Source organism: Neobacillus sedimentimangrovi, from assembly GCF_010614825.1.
Lineage (GTDB): Bacteria > Bacillota > Bacilli > Bacillales > Cytobacillaceae > Neobacillus > Neobacillus thermocopriae.
The window spans coordinates 7,169-19,264 of record NZ_JAAFZF010000051.1 but is presented as its reverse complement, the minus strand read 5'-3'; the positions used below and the strand labels follow the sequence as shown (position 1 = coordinate 19,264).

General features: G+C 34.9%; 14 protein-coding genes and 1 pseudogene. 11 read left to right on the top strand and 4 right to left on the bottom strand.

Features of this window, described 5'->3' with window-relative positions; all coding sequences use genetic code 11:
* Positions 1–157 (top strand): annotated as a pseudogene (locus GZA11_RS16785) (group II intron reverse transcriptase/maturase); the annotation flags it as partial.
* Positions 158–538: 381 nt separating this feature from the next.
* On the opposite strand, the gene GZA11_RS13960 reads toward GZA11_RS16785, so the two are convergent.
* Entirely contained in the window at positions 539–787 is a 249-nt protein-coding gene (locus GZA11_RS13960) for a ferredoxin (protein WP_038535919.1), read from the bottom strand.
* A gap of 250 nt (positions 788–1,037) precedes the next feature.
* Between GZA11_RS13960 and GZA11_RS13955 the strand changes: the two genes are divergently transcribed.
* The 5 genes from GZA11_RS13955 to GZA11_RS13935 all read left to right on the top strand — a co-directional run bounded on the left by GZA11_RS13955 (position 1,038) and on the right by GZA11_RS13935 (position 5,647).
* Complete coding sequence (locus GZA11_RS13955; RefSeq protein ID WP_038535917.1) at positions 1,038–2,084, top strand: helix-turn-helix domain-containing protein; 1,047 nt, start codon at positions 1,038–1,040, stop codon at positions 2,082–2,084.
* A complete protein-coding gene (locus GZA11_RS13950) occupies positions 2,075–3,577 on the top strand; it encodes a RecQ family ATP-dependent DNA helicase (RefSeq protein WP_038535915.1) in 1,503 nt (500 codons plus the stop codon). Before GZA11_RS13955 ends, GZA11_RS13950 begins: the two co-directional genes overlap by 10 nt.
* Positions 3,574–4,185, top strand: coding sequence for a CPBP family intramembrane glutamic endopeptidase (locus GZA11_RS13945; RefSeq protein ID WP_038535913.1), 612 nt, complete (start codon positions 3,574–3,576; stop codon positions 4,183–4,185). The genes GZA11_RS13950 and GZA11_RS13945 overlap by 4 nt, the downstream gene beginning before the upstream one ends.
* Entirely contained in the window at positions 4,178–4,903 is a 726-nt protein-coding gene (locus tag GZA11_RS13940) for a LysM peptidoglycan-binding domain-containing protein (RefSeq protein ID WP_038535911.1), read from the top strand. Before GZA11_RS13945 ends, GZA11_RS13940 begins: the two co-directional genes overlap by 8 nt.
* Before the next feature lie 288 nt (positions 4,904–5,191).
* Positions 5,192–5,647, top strand: coding sequence for a DUF2663 family protein (locus GZA11_RS13935; protein WP_163184222.1), 456 nt, complete (start codon positions 5,192–5,194; stop codon positions 5,645–5,647).
* 29 nt (positions 5,648–5,676) lie between these two features.
* Here the strand turns inward: GZA11_RS13935 and cotJC are convergent, their stop codons facing one another.
* Genes cotJC through GZA11_RS13920 form a run of 3 tightly spaced genes read right to left on the bottom strand, consistent with a single transcriptional unit; the run spans position 5,677 to position 6,784 of the window.
* Positions 5,677–6,246, bottom strand: coding sequence for a spore coat protein CotJC (gene cotJC, locus GZA11_RS13930; protein ID WP_038535907.1), 570 nt, complete (start codon positions 6,244–6,246; stop codon positions 5,677–5,679).
* A 50-nt stretch (positions 6,247–6,296) separates the two neighbouring features.
* Positions 6,297–6,557 (bottom strand): spore coat protein CotJB, encoded by a 261-nt coding sequence (locus GZA11_RS13925; RefSeq protein WP_038535905.1) that lies wholly within the window; start codon positions 6,555–6,557, stop codon positions 6,297–6,299.
* Positions 6,554–6,784 (bottom strand): spore coat associated protein CotJA, encoded by a 231-nt coding sequence (locus GZA11_RS13920; protein ID WP_038535904.1) that lies wholly within the window; start codon positions 6,782–6,784, stop codon positions 6,554–6,556. Before GZA11_RS13920 ends, GZA11_RS13925 begins: the two co-directional genes overlap by 4 nt.
* 398 nt (positions 6,785–7,182) lie before the next feature.
* Between GZA11_RS13920 and GZA11_RS13915 the strand changes: the two genes are divergently transcribed.
* From GZA11_RS13915 to prsW, 5 genes are all read left to right on the top strand, one after another.
* Complete coding sequence (locus GZA11_RS13915; RefSeq protein WP_038535902.1) at positions 7,183–7,764, top strand: adaptor protein MecA; 582 nt, start codon at positions 7,183–7,185, stop codon at positions 7,762–7,764.
* Between the two features lie 240 nt (positions 7,765–8,004).
* A complete protein-coding gene (locus tag GZA11_RS13910) occupies positions 8,005–9,282 on the top strand; it encodes a Glu/Leu/Phe/Val family dehydrogenase (protein WP_038535900.1) in 1,278 nt (425 codons plus the stop codon).
* A 99-nt stretch (positions 9,283–9,381) separates the two neighbouring features.
* Positions 9,382–10,356: a YpdA family putative bacillithiol disulfide reductase gene (locus GZA11_RS13905; protein WP_163184221.1), complete on the top strand. Its 975-nt coding sequence runs from the start codon at positions 9,382–9,384 to the stop codon at positions 10,354–10,356.
* Between the two features lie 3 nt (positions 10,357–10,359).
* Positions 10,360–11,316: an asparaginase gene (locus GZA11_RS13900; protein ID WP_038535895.1), complete on the top strand. Its 957-nt coding sequence runs from the start codon at positions 10,360–10,362 to the stop codon at positions 11,314–11,316.
* Positions 11,317–11,427: 111 nt separating this feature from the next.
* Positions 11,428–12,096: glutamic-type intramembrane protease PrsW (gene prsW / locus GZA11_RS13895; RefSeq protein ID WP_163184223.1), on the top strand; the 669-nt coding region annotated here is incomplete at its 3' end.

Sequence of the window (12,096 nt, the reverse complement as noted above, 5' to 3'; positions counted from 1 at the left end):
TGAATGGAAAGCTTATGAATGGGGGAACAGTCGTAAAGGTTATTGGCGAATCTCAAAAAGTCCCATATTACACAGAACCCTTGGAAACTCCTATTGGAGTAACCAAGGGCTTAAAAGTCTACAGAAACGTTATGAATTCTTGCGTCATTTATCTTGATTGAACCGCCGTATACGGAACCGTACGTACGGTGGTGTGAGAGGACGGGGGTTAATCACCCCCTCCTACTCGATTATTATTAGAAGAATATATGTGTTAAATTTAGTTGTGATCTGAATTTCTTTCAAAGTGCTTTTCATAAACGGTCCAGGGAGCTTGCTTTGGTATGTAACACTGAAGTCTCTTCGGTATCTAATAGGAATATGAATCACTTCTCTTTAATTCTCTCATGTAGGAAGGGAATGTACTAGTGTTTGATGAGTTTTGCTAACTGTGGGTAAATCGACTTGTAAAAGTCAATCATATATTAGCCAAGAAGATAAAAACCCCATACCATACTTGGTGTGGGGTTAGCAGCTTAAAATATCTTTATGACAAATATTACTCAAATTTATTTGGATCGCCATCGAATGGTTCGTCTGCAACCTTAATGGAATCAGTTGGACAACCTTCAAAAGCATCCATCATGTCATCAATTAATACATCTGGAATTTCCACAATACCTTCATTATCGTCAAGCGTTACATACGCGATACCTTCATCATCGTAATCATAAATGTCTGGTGCAGCTGCGCCACATGCCCCACATGCGATGCAAGTTTCCTTGTCGACGATAGTATATTTTGCCATGAAAATAAACCTCCCATTATTTTACCAAAAATTATTCATACTATTTTCCATTGATGGAATGGAAAACGCATTACACATATCTATTGTAAAACTGTATGGATAACTTTTCAATAGAAAAATGTTATCGTCGTACATTGATTTCCCGAACAAACTTGAATATCTATGGTCACAAGTAGTGGCTTTTCATGTTAATATATTAAAAGAAATAATGCTGTTTTTGTCGAATTAATGAGAAAAGTGGGAACTATAAATGCAAAAATTAGTGTCCATCATTCTTGATTGTATAAAAAAAATAAATAATGAAAGGACTATTTATTCAATATTACACCTTTTAAATGGAAAAAAATCTTCACAAACGATTCAAGATGCTCATCTTTTCTCAATAAAAAAGTATTTTGGGGTTTATGAATCATTGACCAGGGATTCATTTGAAAGAATAATTGATGAAATGGCAGATAATCAATGGATAAAACCTTTTGGTGAGCAGAGATATCTGCTTACACCGTCAGGAGAATTGTATTATAAAAAAAATCCTGTACTAACCCATTTAAATGGCTGGAAATATTATTCGATTTCGAAGTTATTTTGGGAAAGATTATCATTATTCATTCAAGTTACTTCAAATCTTGTTTATAAAGAAAAAAAATATATACCAATCCAGAAAAACAAAGACATCCATAAGTGGGTCAAAGCATGTCTTGTTGGAAGTAATATTTCGAGGCAGGAAATTGGCAATAAAGTGTTCCATGAGCTAATGGAATGCTTAGATAAAGCAGAAGGGATACAACCATCTGTACTAGTCTTTCGATTAACAGGATATCAGCAGATTGGTTTAACCGCCGAACAAACCGCAAATAAATTAAATATGGATATGGCTGATTATCAATTAGAATTTATTAATATCCTTCATTACATGATTGAAAAAATAAGTAAGAATGAAAAGAATTTCCCTTTGTTATCCTTTGCTGTCCATGATATAAAAAAAGCTAATGATTTGACCATTTCAACGAAGAAAACATGGAATTTATATAGGCGGGGTTATTCGATCAATAGGATTGCAAAGGAACGGAATTTGAAGGTAAGTACAATTGAAGATCACTTTGTGGAGATTGCACTCAATGTGAAAAACTTTTCAATTGATGAATATGTTGATAAAAGTCAACAGGAAAAGATTCTGGAAGTAGCTCGTCGAGTACAGACGAGGCAATTAAAACAAATAAAGGAAATGTTGGGATCTGTAAGTTATTTTCAAATAAGACTTGTCTTGGCAAAGTATGGTGAACGTCAATGGAATTAGAAATGTTATTGAAAAAACATTTTGGCTACCATACCTTCAAAACTGGCCAGAAGGAAGTTATCTCCTCCATTTTATCTAGGAAACACACTTTAGCTATGCTTCCAACAGGAACGGGAAAATCTTTATGTTATCAGCTTCCAGGATATGTACTGGAAGGACATATTTTAATTATTTCACCACTCCTTTCTCTTATGCAAGATCAAGTGGAGCAATTTAAAAAGTTTGGTGAAAAAAGAGTAATTGCATTAAATTCGTTCCTAAGTGTAGAAGAAAAGCGTAGTGTACTTACTGACCTAAAAAAATATAAATATATTTTTATTTCACCAGAGATGCTTCAACTATCTTATATTATCCAGAGGTTGCAAAGGCTGAAAATTTCTTTGTTCGTAGTAGATGAGGCACATTGTATTTCACAATGGGGATATGATTTTCGGCCGGATTATTCTAAATTGGGGGAAATTCGAAAAAAATTGAATTATCCTCTAACACTCGCACTAACTGCAACTGCAACAAGAAAAGTTCGTGATGATATTATAAAATCTTTAGAACTCAATGAAGTTGTTAAAATAGAATCATCAATTGATCGTCCAAATATTGCCCTTCATGTAGAACAAATATCCGGATATCACGAAAAAGAAAATCGGGTGTTGAATTTAATTGCCAAGCTTAAAAAGCCTGGTATCGTATATTTTTCAAGCAAGAAAGCAGCGGATCATATGGCTTTGGTACTTAGGGAAAAAACCAATCTCCGTGTTAGTGCTTATCACGGAGGAATGGATTCGAATACGAGAGTTTTGATCCAACAACAATTTATTCATGGGCAGCTTGATGTTATATGTGCAACAAGTGCCTTTGGAATGGGGGTTAATAAAGAGAATATTCGTTTTATTATTCACTACCATATGCCTCCGCAAATAGAATCGTACTTGCAGGAAATAGGAAGAGCTGGGAGAGACGGGAAACCAAGTGTCGCTATATTATTATACACACCGGGCGATGAACGTTTGCCTCTTCAACTTGCAGAAGCTGAGCTCCCTACCAATCTACAGATTGACTGGTTGTTCAAAATGGTTTTCCAAGAGCAAATGGTAGGGAAGAAACTGCTAAATCCCGAATGGCAGGAACTTGGTGGTTTTTCTGAATTACAGTGGAGAATTGTTGAGAGTTTTTTTTCTGAACCAATGCAAGAATTAGATGTTCTACTTTCATTAAAGGATACGATTCAAGAATTTATTAACGAAAGACTGGAGATTAAGAAACAAAATATCTTTCTAATGAAAAAATTTATTGAATCACCCAAGTGCAGAAGGGAATTTATTCTGCAGTTTTTTGATGAAACAATGGTAAATAAATTACATCCATGCTGTGATATATGCGGAGATGATATCCAAGCTTTTTATGGAAATGAGGTTCGTGGTAAATCACCATCCAATGAGGAGACATGGAAGGATTACCTTGCGAAAATTTTAATTAATAGCGAGTTGAGGGAATGAAAAAAAAATACCAGGAGCTAATAAATAGTCTGACTGACAAAGAATTGCTCATTCATTTGTATTTAACACAAATAATTCTCCTTGTCATCTCATTTGTTTTAGGACCGTGGTTATTTGATAACTTTTCTTATTTAAACAATTTTCATCTATATGATTTTAATATATTGACAATAGGTTTTTCCGCCGGTGTTGGCGTTGTGTTGATTGATATCATATTAATGAAAGTTCTGCCTTCCTCATATTATGATGACGGCGGTTTAAATATTAGGATATTTAAAAATAGGAAAATATTTCATGTTTTATTTTTAGCTGCATTTGTATCGTTCAGTGAGGAGTTGTTGTTTCGAGGGATTATTCAAACAAAAGTGGGACTTTTTTTGGCAAGCTTGATATTTGCTGTTATTCATTATCGATATCTTTTTAATTGGTTTTTATTCTTGAATATTGTGTTGTTAAGTTTTTTCATTGGAGCGATTTATGAATGGACAGATAACTTAGCAGTCACTATTATGATGCATTTTACCATTGATTTTTTACTTGGATTGTATATTAGATATAAACACTCTCCCATTAGTGAAGAACAGGAAGGAGTAGGGTTTTATGAATAAAGAAGAGCCATATAGAGAGCAAGCTGACAGATTAAAGCAGCCAATCCAAAAAATGAATGCCACACATGATATAATGAAAGAACTCCCACCAAGAGAGCAACGGCATCGGGAAAAAAAGAAAAAAACAAAATGGAAAATAAAATATCCAGTTATTCGATTATTAGTCCTTTTATTTATTCTTCTTCCTGTCATCATTTTCAGTGTAATCACATATTTGGATGAGAAAAGGATTCCGGTGGCCAAAAAAACATCTGGAGATTCCATTGGTTATGAAACAATTAATCTTAAAAATGTTAGTTCAGATGAACAATTGGAGGAAAATGAACAAGAAAATACCGCAGAAACTGCTAATGAGATAGAGGAATCCCAAACAAAATATGAAGAAAAATTACCGGTCATTGAAACAGATAAGATTGAACTTACAGATAAGAATGAAACTGTAGGAAATCACGCAGCAATAAATCATTCTACAGTGGCTGGAAGTAATAAAGAGAATAAAAACAATGAGGTCCAGGGAGCAGATGCTGTAGGGGAAAGTAGTAATCATACTAAAAAAGAGAAAATGATATATCATAAAGTACTGCAGCAAGAAACATTATTTAGGATTGCTATGAAGTATTATCACTCACAAAAAGGGATTGAAATAATAAAGAGGGCTAATCATCTTAATAATGAGGAAATATATGTAGGTCAAGTTTTGAAGATTCCTTTAGACTAGTAACCGATCAAAAAAGATCGGTTTTTTTTATTATACGGAAAAATATTTCGGAAATGGTGTAGAGTAAGTCCCCTAGTGAAGAGACGGATTTGCTCGCCAATCCAAGTTCGGTCAACAGCCAATCGAGAGCACTACATGTCTACGTCAGCATAAACATCGCACGACCGAAAGCGATACTTTTGGGAGGAAGCTATACGCCGCTGGTAAGGGCGCTTACGCTTTTCTAATTAGCCATTCATATTGGAGTGGACAAGTTCATATAAATATACCGAGAAAAGGAGGGATTATATGGATAATCCAATTCGGTTACTTGAACATACAGATGAAGCAACAAAGCAAATGCTTGAAAATCTTCGAAAGAGAAAGAAAAAATTTGATGATGCTGAAAGATGGCATTATATTTCAATTTATATAACCCTTTTAGTGGCATTCATTTTTTTTATTTATTTTTATTTTACTATTGCTAAATTCTATTCCTATTCCTTTTTTGCCATGTTTTCTGCTGCAATTAATGACCAAATAAACATACTTTTAATGGCTTCTGTCATTATTGGTCTCGGAGCAATGAACGTATTGAGGCAGCAAAAAGAAAAGAAAGAAAAAGAGTATCATGATTTACGAGCTGAAATTGTAGATAAAAGCAAGGATTTATGGAAAAAGGAAGAGGAATGGAAAAACCGCCATATCGTCTTTGAAATGATGAAAAAGAATTATGATATCAATCTTTACCATGAAAAAAAATAAGAAGCAGATAGAACTGCTTCTTATCGTTATTAAAAAAATTTTTTCTTTCCTTGCTCTTCTTTTAATATTTCTACCGCTTCTCGGAAACGTTGGGAATGAATGATTTCACGTTCTCGAAGGAAACGCAATCCATCATTTAAGTCAGGATCGTCACTCATATTTATAATCCACTGGTAAGTGGCACGCGCTTTTTCTTCTGCAGCGATGTCTTCATATAGGTCAGCAATTGGATCGCCTTTTGCTTGAATATAGGTGGCAGTAAATGGGACTCCAGCGGCATTATGGTAAAATAACGCTTTGTCATGGTCTGCATAATGATCACCGAGCCCAGCGGCTTTTAATTGCTCAGGTGTTGCATCCTTTGTTAATTTATAAACCATTGTAGCAATCATCTCAAGGTGGGCGAATTCTTCAGTTCCGATATCGGTAAGCAGCCCGATTACCTTATCCGGAATAGTATATCTCTGGTTTAAATATCTTAAAGCTGCGGCCAGCTCCCCATCTGCTCCCCCATACTGCTCAATTAAAAATTTTGCAAGAGTTGGATTACAGGTACTGACCCGAACGGGATATTGTAGTTTTTTTTCATAAAACCACATTAGTTAGTTCCCTCCTTTTTTAACCTTTCATATTTGAAGAATCTCCTTATTTAGACCTGCCAAGGCCATGGAGAATCGTCCCAGTTCCATGGATATGCTGAAAAACTGTTTCCAAATTGTTGCAATGGGCCAAATTTACTTTCAAACATCTTTTTTAACCGTTTTCGTTCTTTAGCATAATGATTAAACTGTTTAATGGCTTCAAGGTCATCATTATGGGTATCAAGGTAAAGTGAAAGCTCAACTAATACAAAGTCAACGGCTTGAAGTTGTTCCATTAACTGATAATATTCAGGAGGCACTTGTTTCATGAAGTTTCACCTCTTTTTGGTTTTTCAAATGGATTGAACCAAGGATCATAAAAAGCTTTCCAAAGTGTACCGGCTCTTAGTGCCTCTTGCGGTGAAAATTGTGGTAAGTTAGGTGGTTGAAATCCCATAAATAAATTGGGTGGAGTGGAATATGTTTTTTCAAGTATTGGTTTACATGGATCAAAGGGACTTACATATGGGTGATAGGTTCTGAGAAACTTATTCAAAAGAATCCCTCCCTTTATTTCATATCATTTAATCATATGAATCTTCTTCATTTACATGACAAAAAAATGATAAGCTTAAAGGCTTTTGAAATAACTGGAAAAAGAAGGGTTTTGTGATTTGAGTGTTTAAGTGGCTAATAAAATAGAGGAATATTTGTAAATAGAATTACCGTTCACCATTTGTATGAGGATTTTTATAAACCTATTTTGATTTAATGGATATTTCATTCTTTTAAAATTTTGGGTAAAGGTGGATTCTGTTTTTGTGGTATACATAAGTAAAATGTCACCTTACCATAACTATAGGTGATGCACGTTCGGTTGACTCAGACCATTCACAATCTGTGCAAAACCTTCATACTCTAAAACAAGAGTTATCATAAGCAGGGGGCAGAAGCATGCGCTTGGAACGCTTAGCATTGAATAAAATTAAAATTTTTTTAACCTCCGATGATTTGTATGAAAGAGGACTTTCTAACGAAGATATTTGGAAAGAAACAGGAAAGTGGAATCAACTCTTTCATGATATGCTTGATGAGGCAAGTGATGAGTTTGATGTTGAAATTAGAGGATCGGTAGCAGTAGAAATTTTTTCTCTTCATGCTCAAGGTATTATTATGATTATAACAGTTAATGATGTCAAAGAGGACGAAGTATTATTGGATGAAGGCTATATTGAAATGCAAGTTAGAGTAGGAGGATGTGAAGTTCTTTTATTTGAATTTAAGGAATTAGAAGATGTTATTAATCTATCCAAAAGACTTTCCTCTTTAAAGATTTTTGGTGGGACTCTCTACTCTATGAATAATCATTATTATGTTTTAATGGATGATATAATACCAGAAAAAACACTTGTTACTGCCTCCATCCTTTCGGAGTTTGGCGTTGCCACTATAATAAGCCCATTTGTACTTGAGGAATATGGAAAACTAATTATTAAAAATAATATGGTAAAAACAATTCTTAAATATTTTAAATAAAGAGTTATATTTATGAAGTAAAAGAATGTTCGTTCATATTGGTATATATGAGTGCATAATGATTTTTCGCCATTTGCTATTTTAAAATAGCTTTTTAAGAAGCGAATGGCATCGTTTACATAATCGCACGATATAAAAAGGAAAAGTGAATTTTTGTTCTTGCATTAATCATTTAAAGGTGTATACTTGTGACTGAAAGCGGACAACATTCGTTTAAGTGATTTCTTAGGAGGTTTACAAATGGTTGCCGAAAAAGGTACTGAAAAAACGAATCCAGAAGGTAAACATGATGTGCTTAAATCAACACAGACTGTGATTCATAAAGCCCTTGAAAAATTGGGTTATCCAGAAGAGGTGTATGAACTTTTAAAAGAACCATTACGTATGATGACTGTAAAAATTCCAGTAAGAATGGACGACGGTTCCGTTAAAATATTTACAGGTTATCGTGCTCAACATAACGATGCAGTAGGACCTACAAAGGGAGGAATCCGATTTCATCCAGGCGTGACAGAGACAGAAGTGAAAGCCCTTTCGATATGGATGAGCTTAAAATGTGGTATTGTTGATCTTCCGTATGGCGGCGGTAAAGGCGGCATTGTATGTGATCCACGTGATATGTCATTTAGAGAGTTAGAAAGATTAAGCCGTGGTTATGTACGCGCTATCAGTCAAATTGTTGGCCCTACTAAGGATATTCCAGCCCCAGATGTATTTACTAACTCTCAAATCATGGCTTGGATGATGGATGAATATAGCCGAATTGATGAATTCAATAATCCTGGCTTTATCACAGGGAAACCGTTAGTACTTGGAGGATCTCACGGACGTGAATCGGCAACAGCTAAGGGTGTAACCATTTGTATAGAAGAAGCTGCTAAAAAGAAAGGTATTTCAATCGAAGGAGCCCGTGTGGTTGTACAAGGCTTTGGGAATGCAGGAAGTTACTTAGCTAAATTTATGCATGATGCGGGAGCAAAAGTTATTGGGATCTCGGATGCATATGGAGCCCTATATGATCCTGATGGACTTGATATTGATTACCTCCTGGACAGAAGAGACAGTTTTGGGACTGTTACAAAGTTATTTAATAACACAATAACGAACAAAGAATTACTTGAACTAGAGTGCGATATTTTAGTTCCTGCAGCTATTGAGAATCAAATTACTGAGGAAAATGCACATAATATTAAAGCCAGCATTGTGGTTGAGGCAGCAAATGGTCCAACCACATTAGAAGCGACAGAAATTTTAACAGAGCGCGGTATACTTCTTGTACCAGATGTTCTTGCTTCCGCTGGGGGCGTAACCGTATCATACTTTGAGTGGGTACAAAATAATCAAGGTTATTATTGGTCCGAGGAAGAAGTTGAAGAAAAGCTTCGAAAAGTAATGGTGAAAGCATTTAATAATATTTATGATACTGCTCAATCTCGACGTGTCGATATGCGTTTAGCCGCATATATGGTCGGAGTTAGAAAAATGGCTGAAGCCAGTCGTTTCCGTGGTTGGATTTAATTATAGACTTAGCGTTGAAATATTGATGAAAAACTCCTATCATAATCAAGGTAGGAGTTTTTCATTTGTTTTCTATTTAGATTGAAGGAGTGGACCGTTTTGCAAATTGAAGATACAATCATTGTCGGCGGCGGGCCTTGTGGATTAGCGGCAGCAATAGCATTAAAGGAAATTGGTAAAAACCCATTAATAATAGAAAAAGGGAATATCGTTAATTCGATTTATAATTATCCAACCCATCAAACATTTTTCAGTACGAGTGAAAAATTGGAGATAGGTGATGTCCCTTTTTTGACAGAAACATATAAACCGAAAAGAAATCAAGCTCTTGTTTATTACCGGGAAGTAGTCAAAAGGAAAAACTTGAGGATTAATGCCTTTGAAAAGGTTACCGAAGTAAAAAAATCAGGTAAATATTTCGAAGTAATATCTGATAAGAATATATATCAAACTCCTTATGTGGTAATAGCAACTGGATACTATGACAATCCCAATTTAATGAATGTACCTGGAGAGGATCTTCCTAAAGTTTTCCATTATTTTAAAGAAGCCCATCCTTATTTTGATAAGGATGTCTGTGTAATTGGCGGGAAAAACTCTAGTGTTGATGCGGCACTTGAATTGACTAAGGCAAATGCAAGAGTAACCGTTTTATACCGTGGTAAGGAATATTCACCAAGCATTAAACCATGGATCCTTCCTGAATTCGATTCTTTAGTGCGCAATGGCATCATTCAAATGGAATTCAATGCACATGTGGAAGAAATCACAATGGACAAGGTGATCTACTCAAAAGATGGAGTTAAGAAATCTTTGAAAAATGATTTTGTCTTCGCAATGACAGGTTATCATCCAGACCATCAATTTTTAAAGACAATGGGAGTCCAAATTGACTCGGAATCTGGAAGGCCAATCTATAACCCCGAAACAATGGAGACAAATGTGGAAGGAATTTATATAGCAGGTGTCATTGCTGCAGGTAATAATGCCAATGAAATTTTTATTGAAAATGGCAAATTCCATGGAGGACAGATAGCCCGCTCCATCTTAGAAAAAGAGCAAAAGGGGGAATAAAAAATGAAAAAGGTCGTATTGTTAACAACAGGTGGAACAATAGCAAGTAAGACAAATAAAGACTCTGGAAAATTAGCATCAGGAGCCTTAACTGGTGAAGAACTTGCAGCAATGTGTCAATTACCTGAAGATATAGAATTAATTATTGAATCTGTCTTTCAAAAAGCTAGTATCCATATTTCATTTGACGACCTACTTATTTTACAAAAGAAAATTGAGGATTATTTTCAGGATGAAACCGTATCTGGTGTGGTCATAACACATGGAACAGATACGATGGAAGAAACTGCCTATTTTCTTGATTTAACAATCAATGATGCTAGACCTGTGGTTGTGACAGGTTCACAACGTTCTCCTGAAGATTTGGGCAGTGATGTTTACATCAATTTACGTCATGCGATTTATTCCGCTTGTTCAAAGGATTTACATCATGCTGGTACTGTGGTTGTGTTTAATGAAAGGATTTTTGCAGCTAGATATGTAAAAAAAGAACACGCATCCAATATTCAGGGATTTAATGCTTTTGGTTTTGGTTATCTTGGAATTATTGATAATGATGAAGTTCATGTTTTTCAAAAACCTATAAAACGGGAATATTATCAAATTACCTCACCTATTCCTAAAGTTGATATTATTAAATGTTATATAGGTGCAGATGGGAAATTTATTAAAGCTGCACGGGAAGCCGGTGTTAAAGGAATCATTCTTGAAGGTGTAGGGCGTGGACAGGTTGCTCCTGAAATGATGACAGAAATCGAAAGGGCTATTTCAGAAGGAATTAAATTGGTAATAACTACTAGTGCCGAAGAAGGTGCTGTTTATACTACTTATGATTATAAAGGTAGTGCCTATGACTTATATAAAAAAGGTGTCATTCTCGGTAGTGATAATGATTCGAAAAAGGCGAGAATCAAATTAGCAGTAGCATTGGCAAGTGGTTTAGATGATATAAAATTCTAATCATAAAAATTAATTTTTCCTAAAAACTACAACTGGCAGAAAGAATCTGTCATTTTCATTATCTCTCTTCCGTGTTACGATAGAGTAAACAGATTTGAAAAGAGGTTCAACATGCTGGGGATATTATCAGCTGGGGTTGCCCCTGGTTTAGCATTATTAAGTTATTTTTATTTAAAAGATGAATATGAACCCGAGCCGATTTCTTTTGTATTGCGGACATTTTTATATGGGGCATTATTGGTGTTTCCAATCATGTTTATCCAGCATGTGATAGACACGGAGCATTTAATAAAGTCCCAGATCCTTGAAGCATTCTTAAGCACAAGTCTGCTTGAGGAGTTTTTTAAATGGTTTATCCTATTTTATGTCGTTTATCAGCATGTTGAATTTGATGAGCCATTTGATGGAATTGTATATGGAGTTTCTGTATCATTAGGTTTTGCTACTGTTGAAAATATCTTTTATTTAATTGCAAATGGGATTGAACATGCCATTGCTCGAGCATTATTACCTGTTTCAAGCCATGCGTTATTTGGAGTTATTATGGGCTTTTATATTGGAAAAGCAAAATTTACTGATAGAAATAAATCATTATGGGTGATTCTTTCGCTGTTTCTACCATTTATCTTGCATGGTTCCTATGACTATATCATGATTTCTTTAAAGCAATGGCTACTTTATATTTTCCCTTTTATGCTCTTCTTATGGTGGTTGGGACTTCGAAAAGTAAAGAAGGCAAAAATTCTAAGCGCAAATCATTTTAAAAAACAATACACGATC